Below are 19,166 nucleotides of genomic sequence, written 5' to 3'. Positions count from 1 at the left end.
AGACCAAGCTTAGGCGTAATCTGTGGCGTCCTCGTTATAGGTTAGCGATTCATGTTTGAGATATTGACTTCTATCGGCCTGGGTTGGTCGGTAGCTTTAGTGCTAGCAGTGTTATTTGTGCTGGCCTACGAATTTATCAATGGTTTCCACGATACCGCCAACGCTGTTGCCACAGTTATCTACACCAAGGCGATGCCCGCCAATCTCGCGGTGATTTCTTCAGCCCTGTTCAACTTTGCCGGTGTATTACTCGGTGGGCTTGGCGTGGCCTACGCCATAGTGCATTTACTGCCGGTGGATTCATTATTAGGAATGGATTCGACCCAAGGGCTGTTGATGGTGTTCTCGCTACTCTTCTCGGCCATTATTTGGAATTTAGGTACTTGGTATTTTGGTATTCCAGCTTCCAGTTCCCACACTTTGATTGGTTCGATTATGGGTGTTGGTGGCGCATTTGCTTGGATACACAATGAACCTGTACTGCATGGTATCAACCTTACCAAAGCCACGCAGATTATGCTGTCGCTGATCATCTCGCCCACGCTCGGTTTTGTGCTGGCGGGAGTACTTTTGTTGCTAATGAAGTTCGTGTGGCAAAAACACAAGATCCACCGCACCCCAGATGAGCAATTTCAGATTAATGGTAAACGCCATCCGCCGTTCTGGGCGCGCGTCAGCCTGATAGCGTCGGCTATGGGAGTGAGCTTCGCCCACGGTTCTAACGATGGTCAGAAGGGCATTGGCCTAGTGATGCTGGTGTTGATTTGTATGGCACCAGCGTATTTTGCCCTCGACATGAGCAGCCAATCCTATGATTTAGAAAGAACACAGGATGCTAACCGCCGCATTATGGCTATCTACAGTCGTAACCAAGCGCAGATTAGCGATCTGGTGGATGTGCAGGCACAGGTGAGTGCCAATGACAGTTTGCTCAGCCACTGCTCGGCCCAAACTGTGCTACCAGCCATGTCTTTGCTCGATCGCCGTTTAGATAAGGTCAGTAGTTTTCAGGAGATGAGCGTCGAAGAACGTCGAGAGGTGCGACGCTTGCTGCTCTGTATCGATGATACTGCACGCAAGGTCGCGAAATTAGACTTACCTGCCAAGGAGTTAACCTCTCTCAATAAATGGCGTAAAGATTTAACTAAGTCGACCGAATACGCGCCTTTGTGGGTGATAGTAGCGATTGCCACTGCCTTGGGCTGTGGCACTTTAGTCGGCTGGCGCCGCATTGTTTATACCGTTGGTGAGAAGATTGGCTCCTCGGGAATGACCTACAGCCAAGGGATTGCCGCGCAAGTGACAGCCGCTGCATCGATTGGGATTGCCAGCGTGACGGGCATGCCAGTATCGACTACGCATATTTTGTCTTCGGCGGTGGCAGGGACTATGGTGGCCAATCGTTCAGGGCTTCAAAGCCAAACGATTAAACAGATATTACTCGCATGGGTACTGACTCTGCCTATTACTATGCTCTTATCGGCCTTGGTTTTTATTACCGCTAACGCTATTTGGGGTTAAGCTAAATTTCTTTTACCACGTCAGTTGCATCTGCGCGGCGGACTCTGCCAAGGCCTTATGCAATTGAATCGTCGGCAAGCTGACCTCATCGGCCAGTTGTTGCTGCAATTGCTGATATAAGCGCGCCGCTAATTCGGGCGCGGTTTGGTTATCAGGCGTATGGATAAACAGATAAGGCTCACGGCCTTCTTTTATCCACAGCGCGAGTTGCCGCAACCAGTTGTTAAAAAAGCTATCGTTATTCTTGACTTGCAGCTGATCGTTGCTCGCCGCTAACGCTTCAATCGTGCCGTCCGTTTGGCCAATAAAACGCACCACGGGTGTAGTTGCAGTCGCGATAGCATGAACGGGTACCTGTGGCTTTTTCTTATGGGCATCGATAATTGCTTCGTTAGCGGGCGGCAGGGCAAATAACGGTCGGCTGTCCATAATAATGCGATTAACTTGCCTGTCCATCAGCAGGCGATTTAGCGCCCGTTCGGCATCTCCCTTAGCAAAAAAGGCTAAATGGCGAACTTCTACGCCATAAGTTAAACCTTGCGGTAACAGATCAAAAAAACGTGCTAATGCGGGCAATTGTTCCGGACCGAAGGCTGCGGGGAGCTGAATTTTCCACAAACCGGTTTTTTCGACCAAGGGCGACATGACTTGGAAGAAGGCCAATAATTCCTGCTGACAATTCTGCAACTGTCTTTGATGGGTGATGGTCTGTGGCAGTTTAAAGGTAAAGCGAAAGTCATCTGGAGTGGCACTGTGCCAATTCATCACAGTTTGGGCATTTGGCGTAGCGTAAAAGCTGGTGTTGCCTTCCACTGTGTTGAAGATACAGGCATAGCGGGCAAGTCTGTCAGCCTGTTTAGTACTTGAACCATAAACACTTTCTTGCCAATGGTTATGGGACCACATGGCAAGTCCTAGACGTAAATTTTGTGCAGTATGGCAAGGGGATTTGAATGACGCCAAAAATGCTCCTAGTTAAAACTGATTATGGGTATTTATTGGATAGATGTGCTGTGACTTTTATCATGGCGGATTTATATCTGTATTGTGCTTAAATCTAGTTTGCTAGGTCAAATATACTACTTTATCTGCTGCGTTTGGCGGTTAACGAGTTTAAGTGAACATGGAACTGTTAGGGTAATTAACCTACTCTAATAGTATGTTATTCTGTGCACTAAGTTGTAGGTATCAAGTGATTGTTAAGCAAGGATGAAGATGTTAGCAGCAAAAGGCTGTTAGCGGTTCTCGATTTAGCTTTGGGCATGGTGGGAGATGAGTGTGAAAGACGAAGGTTATACGTCACTTGGTCGTTTTATTGATTTGTTATTAGATGCCATTTGTGTCGTTGATAAATCGGGGCGCTTTGAATTTGTGAGTGCCGGAGCTGAACGCATCTTTGGTTATACCCCTGATGAAATGATTGGCATGAAAATGCTTGATTTAGTTCTGCCAGAGGATCGTGAACGCACACTTGCCGCCGCAGAGGAAATTATGGCGGGTCGATACAAAGTGGACTTTGAAAATCGTTATGTACGCAAGGATGGCGCGATTGTGGATATTCTTTGGTCTGCTCGTTGGTCAGAGGAATATCAACAACGGGTGGCCGTCGCTCGAGATATCACTAAGAATAAAAATGCTGAACGTCGCCAGGCTGCATTATATGAGATTTCTGAAGCTGTCCATGTGGCAGAGGATTTACTCTCACTTTATGGTCATCTCCATCAGATTATTGCCAAACTCTTACCCGCAGAAAATTTTGCTATAGCGCTTTATGATCAAGATTTTAATCAATTAGATTTCCCCTATCGGATAGCCGTGGCTGAAAATAATGTCGCTCATTTTGGTAGTGTTAACCTTTTTGCTGAACAGATTATTCAAACGGGTGAATCATCACTTTTTTGTCCTGTGTGTGAGACCTATACTTTTCCTGTGGGCGAAACCCCGATAAACCCTCATATTAGTTGGCTTGGTGTGCCACTAAAATTACAGAAGGGGGTGATTGGTGCGTTAATCATGCACAGTACGCCAGGTGCTAGGACTTATACTGCGCAGGACTGTGAATTAGTTGAGTTTGTCTCTTCCCAAATTGCTTTTGCCATTGAACGCCGCCAAATGTTGGCACGCTTAGAACATATTGCTCTTTACGATCAGTTAACGCATCTACCAAATAGAGAGCTATTTTACGATCGATTTCAAAAAGCCTTGTCTCGAGCCCATAGGGAGGCGAGTTATTTCTCTTTGCTCTATTTAGATTTGGATAAATTTAAATGGGTGAATGATTCCTACGGTCATAGCGTGGGAGACATGCTGTTGCAAATTACCGCTCAGCGACTGCTTGGGTGTGTGAGAGCCTCTGATACTGTTGCTCGTTTTGGTGGTGATGAGTTCGTAATTCTGCTGGAGCGAGTAGATTCTGCCCATAACACATTGTTGGTTGCCCAAAAAATACTGGAAACATTAAGCCAGCCATTCGAACTCGCTGATCATCAAATTCATGTTTTCCCAAGTATTGGCGTTGCTTTTTATCCTGAGCATGGCAGGGATGAGCAGCAACTTTTGTCCTGTGCCGATGATGCCATGTATAAGGCAAAGAAAAATGGCGGAAATCGCATTGAGTTAGGCTACCCAGGATTGAGAGGGAAGCATTTAGAAGCATTGATGATTTAATCCCCCAAAAGCGAATGGCAATTGGGGGACGAATCACTCAAGAGGATGAATTAGAGTTTAAAGCGCGAAACCTCTTGTTGTAGCGAGGCGGCTAAATGAGCCAGCTCTTGCGACTGCACCATTGCACTTTGGGCTTCGATAGAGAGGTTTTCTGACACTTCGCGGATAGACTCAGTATTTCGATTAATTTCACTGGTAACCGACGTTTGCTCCTCCGCTGCCGTGGCAATTTGGCTCGCCATGTCCGAGATCTCATTAATGGCTTTGCTGATCTGTAGCAAGCTCTCACTAGCTGAGTTGGCGTCGGCAACACTGGTTTCAGCCATATCATGGCTTTGACTCATGGATTTTACCGCTTTACCCGCCGTTTGCTGCAATGTTTCGATCATCGCCTGAATTTCTTGGGTCGATGAGTGAGTGCGCTGCGACAATACCCGTACTTCATCAGCCACGACGGCAAAACCCCGACCTTGTTCGCCGGCGCGAGCAGCCTCAATAGCAGCATTTAGGGCCAATAGGTTGGTTTGCTCTGCAATGCCGCTGATGGTGAGCAGAATACTATTAATCTTTTGTGAGTGTTCATTAAGCTCACTGATAATACGGCCAGCTGTATCAACTTCGTTCGCTAGGTTACGAATGGATTGCTGACTCTGCATCACTTGTTTTTGACCATGGTCAGATAGTCCAACGGCGTTTTGAGCGGTTTGTGCCGTATGCTCGGCGTTGCTGGCAATTTCTTCGGTGGCACTGGCCATTTCAGTCACAGCGGTGGCAACCATAGTGACTTCATCTTGTTGCACTGCGATACGTTGGCTATTTTCCGTCGCCGAAGCGCTGCTACCCTTGGCTTGATATTCAAGCTGGCCTGCGATGTTGTGCATTCGTGAGATCATGCCGTGCAGGCGCTCGACAAAGCGGTTAAAGCCAGAGGCCAAGATGCCAATCTCATCGTGGCTATTGGCGGTATGGATCCTGACCGTTAGATCGCCATCACCCTCGGCAATATCATTCAGAGCCAAGGCAACACGTTCTAAGTCCTTGAATTGAATTTTAAAGATAGCGACTAATACCAAGCCAAAAATCACCAGTAAGCAAGCACCAACGGCAGACATCCACCAAGCGAGTGACGTGGCTTGCGACATAATTTCCTGTTTGTTCATCACGAATATCAATGCCCAATCCGTTGATGGAACAGCAGCAACATAAACCAATTGGGTTTCGCCATCGAGTTCGCGTTCTTCCATTGTGTTGGTATTAGCGCGTTGTGATAACCAACTAGGCGTAAAATTTTTATCGATTGTATTGAGTTGTTGGTTGTTGAGCTGGTTGTTCGGATGGCTAATGATAAGCCCCGTTTTGTCGACCATCAGGGTATAACCTTTACCTGGGACTTCGAGTCGTTGCACGGCATCGGTCAGTTGATCTATGGTGAGGTTTGCTGCGGCCACCCCGAACAGACTGCCTGAGACCATCACAGGTTCAGCAATGGTCACTACTTGTTTCTTCAAAGTGGCGCTGACATAGGGAGCCGTCATCACCATAGCATTTGCGGCTTTGGCATCCATATACCAAGGACGAATGCGGGGATCATAGTTGGCTGTATTAAGCGACGGATCCTGACGGTACATGTTGCCTTGTTCATCACCAAAATAAGTGAGTGCAAAACCCATTGCATTGTGTGCTTGCAACAAATAAGGAGTTATTTGCACACTAGGGTCTGCTTCAATGGTTTTTTTAAGGCTGGTGATGGCTGTTTTGCGATCTTGCATCCACAGGCCAATACCTTCGGCAAAGGTATTAGCCAGTTGGTCAATTTCGCGCTGCGTATTTTCTAACGCATTATTTCTAATGAAATAGCTTGAAATGCTTACCAGAACTGCGACTGTAATGAATACGGCGAAGAGGCTACTAAAAAGTAGCCGAGTTTTAAGTGTTGATCGCATATTTAATTCCTTTAAATTCCGTTAGCAACCTAACGTTAATAGAGTATAGCGGCTGAAAAGGGGAAAGCATTAATGGAACATAGCTTGTCTATATTACTTTGATTAAGTTGCGGTCGAAGCTTAGCTTAATACCAATCACATTAAATATCTCATCAGTTCAGAGCCTCACAGGCATTTCAATCCAAGGCGCATTGATGCAGAAATGGTCATCCCCTTTTAAGTCAATGCAACACCGGAGTGGGATGCCTGTGTGGCTCCCAAAGGGCGGGTTTCAACGCGCTTTATACTGCGTTTAAGGCTTTCGACAGAGCACCACTATGCCTTCAAGCCTTCGCCTTGTCTAAAGCGCGTTGAATTCCCGCTGAATGAGCAGATATTTAATACGATTGGTATAAAAGGTTGAGTGCGTCTGCATAAGGAAAATGATGAATTTGATTTATCCCACAGCTTTCGGTTGGCTTAAAGCATAGTATGTTGATGTATTTTAAGTGAGCGTGTTTTGAGTTCTTCATTAAGGAATTGAGTTGAATGTTATGAAATGGAATTTCCCCCGTTGGTGCCTGAATCCTTGGTTACATACCTGCCTAATATTTCTATTGCCCATATTATTGGCAGCGGCGCTTCAACCACTCATTACTTCATATAGTGTTGAACAGAGGTTTAATCGAGATCTCAATGAGATAGCACTTACCTTTGTAAATGGTTTGGATGGTTTTGAGCAGAATAATGTTGAACAGGCGTTTGCGGAATTATCTTTTACCTGTAATGCCGATGATATTGCCCTACTGAATAGCCCTTCATTAAGCCCTGCTATCGTTCGTTTTATACAGTTAGAATTGGCAAACGGAGTTCAATGCTCAAATATCGGACCCGCGGTAAATTATCAATTTGACCACACTCGTAGCTTATTGATTGACTCACAACAGGTGGATATCGCTACAACGGTTGCTGCTAACGAAAGAACTCGCAGTATTGGTTATATTTTCCATTTAGGTGTACACCGTTTAGTCGTATTAACGAATAGCTCTGTTTACAACGAAATTCTCTCAAACCTGTGCGATGACTGTTACCAGTTAGACATCTATTATCAAGGACTATCTCCCCTTCAGCGTGGCGCTGAAATTTTAGAACAATCGAGTGCATTTATTGAGGACTCTCGTTATATCAATGTATTAGATATCACTTTAACCTTAAAAGCTGGAGATGTGCTCTATTGGCGTGAATTTTCACGTATAGGTGTTATGTTGTTCGTCGCCGCTTTAATTGTGGCCTTTTTAGCGGTGATTTTTTATTGGAATTGGCAATCGGCTCGGGTGTCGCTGGGAATGCTTATCCAAAAGGGCATTAGCCGCAAAGAGTTTATTCCCTTCTACCAACCAATTATCGATTGTCGCAGCGGCGAGGTGGTCGGTCAGGAAATGTTAGTCCGTTGGCGAAGGTTCGATGGCGTGCTCGTTCAGCCGAATCAGTTTATTCCCTATGCCGAAGATTCGGGCTTAATTCTGCCTATTACCGATCTGATTTTGGAGCGGGTGTATCAGGATTTACCTCAACTTAAGGGCTGGGTTAGCGTTAATATTGTCGCCCAGCATTTAGAGTCGGGTTTACTCAGTCAATGGTTTTCGTCTCACCCCGATCCTAGGACTAAGCGCATTTCCTTCGAGTTGACCGAGCGCAAACCCATCACGCAATTCGAGTTAGCCTTGGCCGAAATGAAGGCGGTCACTCCCCTATGCCATGACTTTAAACTGGATGATTTTGGCACTGGCTTTGGTGGTTTTAGCTATTTACAGCGTCTTGGGATTAACAGTATCAAAATCGATAAGATGTTTATCGATACCATAGGCACGCAGGACTTAAAGGGCGCGGTACTCGATGCCATTATTGCCTTTGGCCGTGAGTCGCAGATGGATATGGTGGCCGAAGGTGTCGAAACGCGGGAGCAGGCGGATTATTTAGCTGCTAAAGGTGTGTATCAACATCAAGGATATTTTTACTCAAGGCCTTTGGCCTTTGAGGATTTGCTGCGGTTTTACCAGAAATTACCCTTCGGGAAATAAGACCGAGGCATAGAAAAGAGGCTCAGATGAGCCTCTTTTAGTGGGCTATTTATCAATGGGTCATTTTATTCTTAATCAGCACGCAGCGCTGCTCGGCTTGGCGAGTTTCTAACAGGGTGCGGCGGGCAAGATTCGATAATCCAGTTTGGCTATCTAACACTTTATCCAAGGCGGCAATACTGGTGTAGTTACAGTCGGTTGGGATCAAGTTACGGCTATAGCTACGCATAAATACTGGGCCTTTTTTATCCATATCCCCTAAGTTGGCGAGGCGCTCTTCTGCGGTGGCTGCGCTTAAGAGTTTTTGCTCCGCAGGATAGAGGTTTTCCATAATGATGCGCTGTTTAGCAAACGGTAGGGCGTCGGCGTGGACTTTACTCAACCAGCGTCGTTTTGCAGCCGCTTCTGGGCGGATAACTTGGGCGGCCAAGGCGGCTTTTTCACCCGAATCTGAGTTATCGCGGGCGGCTTCTTGGGTAATACGTTGCTGTGCATTCGGGAAGTCGTAGCGATTCAGCTGAGTGATAATGGCCCAGCGCAGATCTTGGTCTAAAGTTAAGCCCTTGATTTTGGTCCTGCCATCCAGCAATTGCGCTAAGTGGCGCAGACTATCGCGATCGCCTGCCAACTGAATATAGGCATTGAACCAGCGGCGCTGGAAGTCATTGTCGCCTCGACTCTCCATGGTCTTACGAAGGCTCATTTGCGCTAAGCCTTTGACCGCGTTTTCGGCATAGTTTTGCTGAATAGGGGCGATTTGCGCGAGGTATTCTTTACTGCGTAGCAAGCTCGAAATAATCTGGCCGACGACAGTGTAGTCATTCTCCGCAGGGGCGTTAACGAACACTGTGCTCAAGTATTGATCTAGGCTCAGGTTACCCTCACGCACACTGTCCCACAGGCTTTGCCACAGCATAGAACGCAGCAGAGGATCTGTGACTCGGCTTAACTGTTGCTTCGCGGTGTCGAAGGATTTGTCATCGAGTTGCACCTTCACAAAGCCCCAGTCATCGTAGTTGGGGTAAACGAGGTCTGGACAACGCTCACCGACTAATTGTTTCACCTCAGTGCGTTCGCCCTTGTAGGTGACTGGTACTGTGGTCTCATGTCTTAAATCGAAGCGTCCCTTAGTGAACAGGGCGATTTGGACTTTCTGCTCCCTGAGTGTCGGTAACTCGCTGCTGGCAGGATACTGCAACAGGCTAAATTCGCTGATGCGGTTGCCGTCGCAGCGGTATTCGGCCTTGATGGTGTTGACTCCCGCACTGTAGAGCCAGTCCTTCGTCCAGGCGCTTAAGTCACGGCCAGCGGCTTTGGCTAGGCTATTGATAAAGTCATCCAGCTCAGCATTTTGATAGCTGTATTGCTTTAAGTAATTGCTTACGCCGCGCTGGAACACCAGATCGCCGAGTAAATGGCGCAACTGCTTGAGGGTCGAGGCGCCTTTTTGATAGGTGATTGCATCGATATTATCGAAGGCATTTTGCGTGGTCGCCACGGGTACTTCGATAGGATGCGTGGTCACTAGGCTGTCTTGCTCATAGGCGCGTTGTTTGCCTTGGGCGTAAAAACTGCGCCAGGCATTGGTGAACTCGGTGGCCTCTTGGGTGGCGAGTGTGCCCATAAAAGAAGCAAAACTCTCGTTTAACCACAGGCCATTCCACCATTTCATGGTGACTAGATCGCCAAACCATTGATGCGCCATCTCATGCATGATAACGCCAGCTAAGCTTTGTTTTTGCTCGGCGGTCATTGCCGCTTTGTGGAGGAAATGATCTTCGGCAAAGGTCACTGCGCCGGCGTTTTCCATCGCACCATAGAGGAAATCAGGTACTAAGAGTTGATCGTACTTTTTAAAGGGGTAAGGGATACCAAAATAGGCATCGAAAAAGTTTAAGCCTTGTTTAGTATATGTAAACCAGTCCTCAGGCGTGACTTGGTTAGCCACCGATTGGCGTGCAAATAAACGCATTGGATAGCGGCCAGAGTTATCCTGCCACATATGGTATGGCCCTGCGTGCATTGAGAAGTTATAGGGGCTTAACTTAGGTGTTTCAGGAAACTCCCAACGATTAATCGCCCCCGCAGGTGTGACTGAAGACTCGCGCATGGTGCTGATCACTTGCCAGTCCTTCGGCGCGGTCACGCTGATTTTATAGTTGGCTTTTAAATCGGGTTGGTCGAACACCGCAAACATTTGCTGCGCCGCAGCAGGTTCGAAGTGCGAGTACAGGTAGACCTTGCCATCGACGGGGTCTTGGAAGCGGTGTAAACCTTCACCATTGGTGCTGTGGGCGCGAGTAAATTGCACTTCTACCGTGTTGTCGCCCGAGGACAGTAAACGGGTATTCAAACTGATGTAGGACCCATTGTAATTAGGGTAAACCGCGGTGCCATTAATCAAAAAGCGCTTAATTTGTGCCTTGTTCAAATCGAGGCTCAATTGCTTAGGCACTTCGCTAAGATTGAAATGGACCTTAGTGGTGGCGCTAAACTCAGTGTCGCCAGTCAGTTGAAAATCCAGCTCATAATGCACATTCGAAATCACCTGTGAACGTAAGCTCGCCTGATATTGGCTGATATAAGGGCTGGCATCCCTAGGACCCGTATTTAACGGACTTTGGACGGCGCACGACATCAGTGCCGAGCAGGTGAGGGCGACTAGGCTGGCTTTAAACAAATTCACGACTTCAATCCTTCAACGATTTACTTTATTTATGGCTTGGATACGGCGCAGGAGGGCCAGTTTAAGTGGCAAACTTATCCGGTTCAAAAGCGGCACCCTTGCTGAGTATTTTGGGCGAGTACACTACCTTATTTAGCATGGATAACCAATGTTAAAAATGTAAAAAAAGCCAGCGAAATTGCTGGCTTTTATTGAGTATTTCGGTTTAGCCCATGGGGCTGAGCGAGATTACATACCTAAGAAAGACTTAGACTTTGTCTTACGGATTTCTTTTTCATCTGACCATTCGATTAGGCCTGTCTCTAAATCCATCAGACGCATAGTCATCTTGTAGTAAACGTCTTTAGTGCTGCCATCTTGCTTAACGATGCTAGACAGGTTGCCATACAGCATGTACTGGGCACCGATTTGACGGCCAAACTTGATGGCGGTTGATGGGTCAACCATACCAGTATTGTTTTGGTAATCCAGTTGCTTACGAACTGAATCAACTTTTGTCATATCGATAAAACGGAACTTACCTGAGCGCAGTAACTTGTTGCTGATAGAGTCGGTTACTGACTCAGTATCGATATGCTCAGAGGTTTTGTTTTTGATGCTATCGACAAACAAAATTGGGCGGTTGTTCGCTGTCATCGCCACGATAGGCGGGAAAGTCATCATGCTATCGACCATCTTAGCGGCGATGGCTTGCAGATCCGTTGAGCCAAAGTTTGCGTTAACGGTTTCCACTTCGGTGGCATCGCCATACTCGACTTTCGATTGACATGCAGCCAGACCCATTACGGCAGCCAGCACAAAAATCAGTTTAAATTGTTTCATAGTCAGTTCCATTTTGTGATTGTAAAAACTTAATGACACTCGTTTTATTCAAACATTCACCGCTAGGTTAAATGATTATTGAATAAATTCGGGTGTAATTACCAGTATCAATTGCCCAGACCAAGGTGGTCTTGCCTGCGGCAACGTCAATTTTGGCCGGTGGTGCCTTGTCCAATTGCAGTGTGTATTGCCCCGGATTGAGGTAACGTCTGCCAATTTGCGCCTGTTTCGGCAGGGTCAACCAACTGCGGCGATCCGCCTGCTCGGTGACCACGTTAAAAATCTGCATCGCGATACTGCCAATATCGGCAGCATTATTGCCGGGCTTACCGCTTTTTTCGACCTGATAGGCCATTTCCGATTTGGCATACACCCGCGCGACTTGGCGAACCAAAGTACCGGGCAAATCTTCCTTGAGCGCGTTAATCGCTAGGGCATCGATATTGGCGATAGGCTCGGTTTTCAACACTGTGCCTAAGCCTTGCACTTGAGCCTCGGCAACAAAACTATTGTTCGGTCCATAGGTTGCCAAAGAGACGGTTTGCCAATTGCCATGGATAGTGAAGGGCACTGTGAGCGCTTGTTTTTCAGGTACAAAGCCCTTTTCGACCATGAGAATCACTTGGCCTTCACCCGCCTTGGGAAGCTTGGCATCGCCCCAGCGCCTTTTAAACTCATCGTATTGCGGCATGCCGAGTTGCTTGGCAAGACGAACTAAATCCTGTTGCAGATAAGTGTTATCTGGAGTGATTTGCGCCGCTTTACGGTAGTCGATAAAGGCATCGTTTGGCTCGCCTAATACTTCATGCAACAGACCCGTAGTGTAGTAGCTGTAGGCATTGAGGAAGGAGCTGGTCACTGTGCCAGCGGCTTGGCCTAGCTTATTCACTTCGGCATCTATGGTGCCATTGGCCATCGCCTGTACGGATTTTTGTGACTTTTGATAACGCTCCTGCTCAGAGCCTTGCAGCTCGTTACTGCGGCGAACCTCCACTAATGCGCCTTGATAGTCACCGCTGAACAGGTAATTCAAGGCTTGATATTGGTGCAGCATAATGCGCTCGTAGCCTGGGCCACGATAGGGAATGGCATTATCGTTTAATACTAAACTGGTGGCCGTTGCACCTATATCGCTGGCGCTGATCTTGGCTTTGTCATCGAAGGCAGTATAGGCCTCAACCGCTTGCTGATAGTACTTACGGCTGTTGGCAAAATCGCCGGCCACCTGCGCCACGCGTCCCGCTTCTTGGGCGTAGAGCAGGCCATCATTACCTTGGATATTGCTGGCTAGTTTGTCGATATCCGCCATGGGCGTTGCGGTATTGAGCTGTTGTTTTATCGGTGCAATTTGTGCCGGATAATTAATAAAAATACTGTTATAGGCACAGCCGCTCGAGCCTAAGATGGCGGCGAGCATTAGCGTGCTAAGTGTGGGTTTAATAAAAGAGTATATGAAGGTGGTTTTCATGCCTGTGGTTTACCTTCTTGCCATTAGTTTTTGTTCTGGCATTTGAGAGCGTTCAAGCAAAGTGATCCCTTGTAGATGATCAAACTCATGTTGGAAAATACGAGCGATAAAACCTGTTAACTCAGTCTGTTGCCATTGGCCTGCAAGATCTTGATAGCGCACTACAATCGTCTGGTGGCGCCAAATGCTAAACCTTTGGCCGGGAACCGATAAGCAGCCTTCTTCACCGCTAACTAATTCCGCAGAGGCAGACAAGAGCTGTGGATTGACCACCACGACTGGGTCCATTAGCGGCGCATCGGGATAACGCTCGTTTGGCCGGGATGCCATAATAAACAGGGCGAGTGGGCTATGGACTTGAGGAGCGGCAATTCCGACACCTTTTGCCTCAACCATGCTTGCCACCATTTGCGATGCTAAATGACTGAGCTTTTCATCAAAGTCGCGTACTTCATCCGCCTGCTGTTTTAAAATGGCTTCACCCACCAAGGCTATTGGTAGTGGCTGATTGGGGGCTGGTAACATCTCATCTTTAAACATCGCATTCCCTGGATATTTAGTGGTCATAGTGTCGTTAATGGATTGGATTATCCGTTATTGAATTAGTAATGTGGCGGTGGTGTTTCTTCTGCTTGGGTCGCAATATTACTGGGCTCCATCGCCTTTAGCTTACCAATCAATAACTGAATTTGATGTTGCTGATTGGCAATAAGCTGGTTCAGCTTAATAACCTCTTGGTTTAACTCTTCGACCGTGAGCTCTTGAAAAGCCAATTTCATTTGCAGCTCTTCAATCTGTTCTTGTACGCCTTGCATGACTAACCTCTACTCCTGCCAAGTCTCAACTAGGCCTTGGCTACTGATACTAACCACTTTATTGGTATCTCGAATTGCCACAGAGTATACAACGGCTCCTCGGTTTTGGCTGTTTTTAGTCAGCGCAATTTGCCACTTAGCAATAGGTTTACCCGTTTGACGTTGCCAGAGTATGACTTCACGCGCGGGCGTGCCTGTAATCAGTTGAGTGTCTTGCTTGGCAAAGCGTACCGCTGAAAAGGTCATTTGGCGACGGTTAATTGCTAATTGATTTAAAACATTACCGCTATTGTTGTCCCAAATTTTGGCCTCGTTGGTACTGCCATTGGTAAAGCTTAAACTGCCGCTGTCGTTGAGAGCCACTTTAGTCACTCGGCTACCTATATCCCAAGTGTGGATAGGCTGGCCGGTTTGCGCTTGCCACAGGATAGCCTGCATGTCGTTGGAGCCTGAGAGGGCAATACGGCCATCGGCGGAAAGCGCAACCGTATTCACTCGTTCCTTGTGGCCTAAGAATTTAATCAATGCTGTCTTAGTGGCATTGAGTGACATTACGCTGCCATCGTTTAAGCCAATCAGTAAGGCGCCATTATTCGCCACAGCCACACTCTCACCCGAGGCGGGCAGTGACCACCATCCAAGGGATTTGCCGTCGGCTATTGTCCATAGGGCAACTGAATCCCGGCTTAACGATGCGGCGAACTCACCGTTAGGCGAAATCGCGGTGGCCGTGACGCCAGTGTTGAGATCGCCATGTACCCATTGGTATTTGAGGCTATGAGTGGTTAAGTCCCAACATTGGACTCCCTGGCTTTGGGTGGCCACAATGGCAACAGTGCCATCACTCGAGAGACTCGCACTGTATGATGGCTCCTTTGAAACCACACGAATATCATCGGCTTTTGGCTGACATGCCGTTAAAAAAAGTGTGCAAATTACCAGCAGTAGGGTTTTCTTCATGAACTTGCTCCTAAAGTTGGTGTCTCTAGTCCGGTAGAGTGAAATTAATCACAGTTAACCCATAAAGAATCTAGTTGGTATAACCCAGATAACTAGTATAAAGTTGTCGCGCTTAGGTTATTGTAACCGCTTGAGGATGCTGAGGAAGCTTTAATGAAATCGATTTATAAATTATCGTTAGTTGCATTGGCTGTTATTGGCCTATCTGCTTGTAATCAAGAAGAAAAAGCAACAAATGCAAGCACAAATGTTGAATTAACGACTGAAGCACAAAAAGAAGCCTACAGTGTGGGCGCTTCAATCGGTCGTTATATGTCTGGCCATATCAAAGAGCAAGAAGAATTAGGCCTGCCAGTTGATCGTACTTTGATCGTAACGGGTTTTACTAACGGTTTGAATGATCAACTGAAATTAACCGAAGAAGAAATGCAAACTATTCTTCAAGGCTTAGACAAAAAGTTAAACGACAAGCGTACAGAACAAGCTAAAGCCATTGCGGCTAAAAACCTTGAGGATGGTAAAAAGTTCCTCGAGGAAAACAAAGCTAAGCCTGGCGTAGTAACCACAGAGTCTGGCCTACAATATGAAGTGTTAACTCCTGGTTCTGGTGACAAGCCAGCGGCTGAAGACACTGTAGAAGTGGATTATGTAGGTACTCTGCTTGATGGCACTGAGTTTGATAGCTCTTACAAGCGTGGTCAGTCGGCTAAGTTCCCATTAAACCGCGTTATTCCTGGTTGGACTGAAGGTGTACAGTTAATGCCTGTTGGCGCTAAGTACAAGTTCGTTATTCCTTCAGAGTTAGCGTACGGTGAGCGTGATAACGGTACTATTCCACCAAACTCAACGCTGATTTTTGAAGTTGAGCTGAAGTCTATTGAGAAAGCACAGCCAGCAGCTGCGGCTGAGCCTGCTAAAAAGTAATTGACAGTGATAACAACTTAACTCTGCTTAAGTTTTGCACTCATAGAATACCGCCCATTCAGGGCGGTATTTTTTTGCAATAAAAATGGCAATAAAGATGCCTGAAGAGTGCTGTTATCGATACAAACAAAACCATGGGGAGACTTGTTTAACTGTTTTACATCATCTCGCAAACGACCAACGGCTAGGCTTTTTAAATCGAACCAGTGTTTAAAAGACGGATAAAGGGTATTATTTTGGCGACGAATAATATTTCAAAATAATGATCAAATAATTAAGTTTTAAATAAATTGCCATAATTTAAATTATAAAAAGCTCTTGCTTTATTCAGTATGTCATACTTAAAAATATCATTAAAATATCATATTAATTTTTTGTTTGTTATTTGTGCAGGTTGTTTGGTTTGACTAAGTTGCTGTCTCTTTCTTACTTATTGTTTTATTGTTGTTTAATACTTTTGTTTTATCTGACTGTTCTCTATATGAGACAGTTGTGGCTGTAAAATTACATTTCCATCAATATGTTATCCGTGGATAGTGAGATCTTGCCCCCTTTTTTTAGCCCTACAACTCTGGAATAATCCGCCCGCACGTTAATAAAAATTAGCGGCAATATTATAATAATGGGGTTGTTGATATGGATAATGTTAATAAATTAACGGCTATTTCTTTAGCTGTTGCGGCTGCTTTGCCTATGATGGCAAGTGCTGATGTGATGATCACTGAATACGTAGAAGGTAGCTCAAACAACAAGGCTATCGAATTGTACAACAGCGGTGATACCGCAATTGATCTCACTGGTTATAAACTCGTTCGCTATAAAGACGGCGCAACCGATGCGCTGGATATGCAAGTATTAGATGGACAAAGCATCGCGCCTAAAGCGACTAAAGTTATTCTTAACTCAAGTGGTGCCATTACTCTCCCTCAAGGTGTCGATAGTTTTTCGGGCGCTTTAAGTTTTAACGGTGGTGATGCGGTTGCCTTAGTTAAAGATGGTGCGGTAGTTGATATTATTGGTGATGTGCCAACGCCGACTGGTTGGGGCCTCGATGTCACTCTGCAGCGTAAACTCGATTCATTAGTCGCTAACACTGTCTTTAATCCTGCCCAATGGGAACAATTACCTAAGGACACCTTCACTGGTTTAGGTTCGCTAGAAGGTGCAGCAGAGCCAGAAACACCAGTCTTTAGCTGCAGCGGCGCGAAAATCGTCCCTATTTATCAAGTCCAAGGCGCGGGTGAGTCTAGCCCTTATGTTCCAGCTGGCGCATTCGAGTCTGAAACTGAAGTGACTGTTCGCGGTGTAGTGACTGCCCGTGGCGAGAGCTTATTCAAAGGTTTCTACCTTCAAGAAGTGAAGGGCGATAACTCGCCATACACCTCAGACGGTGTGTTCGTGTTTTTAGGTGAGAATCCACCAGAAGCGATTCAACCTGGGGTTGAGGTCTGCGTTCAGGGTAAGGTGAAGGAATACTTCGGCTTAACCCAAATCGATATCAAAACCGACAAGAAATTCGAAGTCGGTACCAAGGGCGAAGTCCCTGCTGCTGCGCCATTCTATGTTGCTGATGGCGAAACCTTAGCGCAGGCATTAGAGCGCTACGAAGGCATGAACGTGAAACTGGATGCGGGTAGCGATCTGAAGATCAGTCGTACCTTCAGCTACGATTATGCTGGCCGTCGTAATAATATGCTGGTGTCTTACAAAGCGCCGTTGATGAAGCCAACTCAGCTTTATCCTGCATTATCTCCAGAAGCGACTGCTTTAGTTAAATCTAACCTTGAAAATCAGTTGTTTATCGAGTCTGACTACAAGCCAGCCGATGGTGTTATCCCTTACTTCCCTGATTTTAACGTCGAAACCGGTTATATCCGTGTGGGTGACCAACTGACTAACCTTGAAGGGGTGATTGGTTATAGCTACGGTGCTTACCGTTTAGTGGCAACTAACACCATTACCGCTGGTGACTTTATCCGTGGTGATGACAGAACCGACGCACCTTCGGTTGCAACTAAGGGCGATATCCGTGTTGCTAGCTTTAACGTACTGAACTTCTTCAACGATGTTGTCGGTGGTGACACTAATCCATCGGGCAGTAACCGCGGCGCTTTGACCGAAGAGGAAATGTTACTGCAACGTGCGAAAATCGTTAGCGCTATCACCGCCATGAACGCCGATATCGTAGGTTTAATGGAAATCGCTAACAACGGCTTTGGTGAAAAGAGCGCGATTAAGAACTTAGTTGATGCCTTAAACGAGAAGCAAACTGCTGAAAACGCTTATAGTTTCGTTGAAATCACCGATGAAGATAAATACGACGGTAAGTACTTCGGTAGCGATGCCATTACTGTGGGTATGCTCTACCGCGCAGGCAAAGTGAGCTTAGCGGGTGCGGCTCGTACTATTGATACGCCAGAACAACACGCTAGCGCTGGCAGTGTGACTCGCACTAAAGACGGTAAAACAGAGACCAACCCAGGTAACGATGCTTATCAACGTCACAGCTTAGCGCAAACCTTTAAGATCCATGATGAAAACTTAACCGTTGTGGTTAACCATCTAAAATCTAAAGGTTCAGGCTGTCTAGAAGATTGGGTCAACTTCGAAGAGTCAGTCGATCCTGCTGATCAACAGGGCAAGTGTAACGCCTTCCGCGTGTCAGCGGCTAAAGTGCTTGGCGAAGCTTTGAAAGATGTTAAAGGCGATCTGCTGGTGATTGGCGATATGAATGCCTACGGCATGGAAGATCCTATCCGCGTATTGACCGACTACGATGCGAGCAAGTCTGACAGAGATATTATGACCGCCTCTTGGACCACCTTAAATGGCAAAGTGTTTGAGCGCCAAGGTAGCAAGATTGAGAAGGGCTATGGCCTAGTTAACCTCAATACTAAGGCCCATGGCGCTGGTACTTACTCATACAGCTACAACGGTGAGTTAGGTAACCTCGACCATGCCTTAGCAAATACTAGTCTTGCTAAGCGTTTAGTGGATATCGAAGATTGGCATATCAACTCGGTTGAATCTAACCTGTTCGAATACGGCAAAAAATTCTCTGGCGCACTGGCCAAATCTGAGAATGCTTTCTCAGCCTCTGACCATGACCCAGTGATTGTGGCATTAAGCTACCCTGCGCCTGTTGAGCCACCAAAACCTGAGCCAAAACCCAAGGATGATGGTGGTGCATTAGGATACTTAGGCTTAGCCTTGCTATCGCTATTCGGCCTGCAACGCCGTCGCCGTTAATCGAGAGTTTGCACGCTCAAGGTTAAGTTTGTGAGCTAAACTCAGAGCTAA

The 19,166-nt window shown here is 46.6% G+C and carries 13 protein-coding genes; 5 read left to right on the top strand and 8 right to left on the bottom strand.

From position 1 onward, the window contains the following. Positions 1–51: 51 nt before the first annotated feature. Positions 52–1,521 (top strand): inorganic phosphate transporter, encoded by a 1,470-nt coding sequence (locus tag SHD_RS17785; RefSeq protein ID WP_023268399.1) that lies wholly within the window; start codon positions 52–54, stop codon positions 1,519–1,521. A 12-nt stretch (positions 1,522–1,533) separates the two neighbouring features. Here SHD_RS17785 and SHD_RS17780 read toward each other — a convergent pair whose 3' ends face one another. Next, positions 1,534–2,427 carry a DUF72 domain-containing protein gene (locus SHD_RS17780; protein ID WP_023268398.1) on the bottom strand — a complete coding sequence of 298 codons (894 nt, stop codon included), beginning with the start codon at positions 2,425–2,427 and terminating at the stop codon, positions 1,534–1,536. A gap of 372 nt (positions 2,428–2,799) precedes the next feature. Between SHD_RS17780 and SHD_RS17775 the strand changes: the two genes are divergently transcribed. Beyond that, positions 2,800–4,188: a sensor domain-containing protein gene (locus tag SHD_RS17775; RefSeq protein WP_039978928.1), complete on the top strand. Its 1,389-nt coding sequence runs from the start codon at positions 2,800–2,802 to the stop codon at positions 4,186–4,188. A gap of 50 nt (positions 4,189–4,238) precedes the next feature. Here SHD_RS17775 and SHD_RS17770 read toward each other — a convergent pair whose 3' ends face one another. Further along, complete coding sequence (locus tag SHD_RS17770; RefSeq protein WP_023268396.1) at positions 4,239–6,131, bottom strand: methyl-accepting chemotaxis protein; 1,893 nt, start codon at positions 6,129–6,131, stop codon at positions 4,239–4,241. A gap of 533 nt (positions 6,132–6,664) precedes the next feature. Here SHD_RS17770 and SHD_RS17765 point away from each other — a divergent pair. Then, positions 6,665–8,191, top strand: coding sequence for an EAL domain-containing protein (locus SHD_RS17765; protein WP_039978639.1), 1,527 nt, complete (start codon positions 6,665–6,667; stop codon positions 8,189–8,191). A 52-nt stretch (positions 8,192–8,243) separates the two neighbouring features. On the opposite strand, the gene pepN is transcribed toward SHD_RS17765, so the two are convergent. From pepN to SHD_RS17735, 6 genes are all read right to left on the bottom strand, one after another. Beyond that, entirely contained in the window at positions 8,244–10,877 is a 2,634-nt protein-coding gene (pepN, locus tag SHD_RS17760; RefSeq protein ID WP_023268394.1) for an aminopeptidase N, read from the bottom strand. 228 nt (positions 10,878–11,105) lie between these two features. After that, positions 11,106–11,699 carry a penicillin-binding protein activator LpoB gene (gene lpoB, locus SHD_RS17755; protein ID WP_200862652.1) on the bottom strand — a complete coding sequence of 198 codons (594 nt, stop codon included), beginning with the start codon at positions 11,697–11,699 and terminating at the stop codon, positions 11,106–11,108. A 67-nt stretch (positions 11,700–11,766) separates the two neighbouring features. Further along, positions 11,767–13,167 carry a COG3014 family protein gene (locus SHD_RS17750; RefSeq protein ID WP_039978638.1) on the bottom strand — a complete coding sequence of 467 codons (1,401 nt, stop codon included), beginning with the start codon at positions 13,165–13,167 and terminating at the stop codon, positions 11,767–11,769. Between the two features lie 9 nt (positions 13,168–13,176). Beyond that, a complete protein-coding gene (def, locus tag SHD_RS17745; RefSeq protein WP_039978637.1) occupies positions 13,177–13,707 on the bottom strand; it encodes a peptide deformylase in 531 nt (176 codons plus the stop codon). A gap of 62 nt (positions 13,708–13,769) precedes the next feature. After that, a complete protein-coding gene (locus SHD_RS17740) occupies positions 13,770–13,982 on the bottom strand; it encodes a SlyX family protein (RefSeq protein ID WP_011716034.1) in 213 nt (70 codons plus the stop codon). 9 nt (positions 13,983–13,991) lie between these two features. Next, entirely contained in the window at positions 13,992–14,942 is a 951-nt protein-coding gene (locus SHD_RS17735) for a WD40 repeat domain-containing protein (RefSeq protein ID WP_023268390.1), read from the bottom strand. A 153-nt stretch (positions 14,943–15,095) separates the two neighbouring features. Between SHD_RS17735 and fkpA the strand changes: the two genes are divergently transcribed. Both fkpA and exeM read left to right on the top strand, forming a co-directional pair. Next, complete coding sequence (gene fkpA, locus SHD_RS17730) at positions 15,096–15,866, top strand: FKBP-type peptidyl-prolyl cis-trans isomerase (protein ID WP_023268389.1); 771 nt, start codon at positions 15,096–15,098, stop codon at positions 15,864–15,866. Between the two features lie 636 nt (positions 15,867–16,502). After that, positions 16,503–19,115, top strand: coding sequence for an extracellular exonuclease ExeM (gene exeM, locus SHD_RS17725; RefSeq protein WP_023268388.1), 2,613 nt, complete (start codon positions 16,503–16,505; stop codon positions 19,113–19,115). The last annotated feature ends 51 nt before the right edge of the window (positions 19,116–19,166 follow it).

The organism is Shewanella decolorationis S12, assembly GCF_000485795.1.
GTDB lineage: Bacteria > Pseudomonadota > Gammaproteobacteria > Enterobacterales > Shewanellaceae > Shewanella > Shewanella decolorationis.
This window is presented reverse-complemented; position numbering and strand designations above follow the sequence as displayed.

Coding starts and splice junctions, on each gene's coding strand:
- SHD_RS17765 (WP_039978639.1), top strand. CDS start 6,665: ATGAAATGGAATTTCCCCCGTTGGTGCCTGAATCCTTGGTTACATACC.
- SHD_RS17770 (WP_023268396.1), bottom strand. CDS start 6,131: ATGCGATCAACACTTAAAACTCGGCTACTTTTTAGTAGCCTCTTCGCC.
- def (WP_039978637.1), bottom strand. CDS start 13,707: ATGTTTAAAGATGAGATGTTACCAGCCCCCAATCAGCCACTACCAATA.
- SHD_RS17785 (WP_023268399.1), top strand. CDS start 52: ATGTTTGAGATATTGACTTCTATCGGCCTGGGTTGGTCGGTAGCTTTA.
- SHD_RS17740 (WP_011716034.1), bottom strand. CDS start 13,982: ATGCAAGGCGTACAAGAACAGATTGAAGAGCTGCAAATGAAATTGGCT.
- exeM (WP_023268388.1), top strand. CDS start 16,503: ATGGATAATGTTAATAAATTAACGGCTATTTCTTTAGCTGTTGCGGCT.
- fkpA (WP_023268389.1), top strand. CDS start 15,096: ATGAAATCGATTTATAAATTATCGTTAGTTGCATTGGCTGTTATTGGC.
- SHD_RS17780 (WP_023268398.1), bottom strand. CDS start 2,427: ATGTGGTCCCATAACCATTGGCAAGAAAGTGTTTATGGTTCAAGTACT.
- lpoB (WP_200862652.1), bottom strand. CDS start 11,699: ATGAAACAATTTAAACTGATTTTTGTGCTGGCTGCCGTAATGGGTCTG.
- SHD_RS17750 (WP_039978638.1), bottom strand. CDS start 13,167: ATGAAAACCACCTTCATATACTCTTTTATTAAACCCACACTTAGCACG.
- SHD_RS17735 (WP_023268390.1), bottom strand. CDS start 14,942: ATGAAGAAAACCCTACTGCTGGTAATTTGCACACTTTTTTTAACGGCA.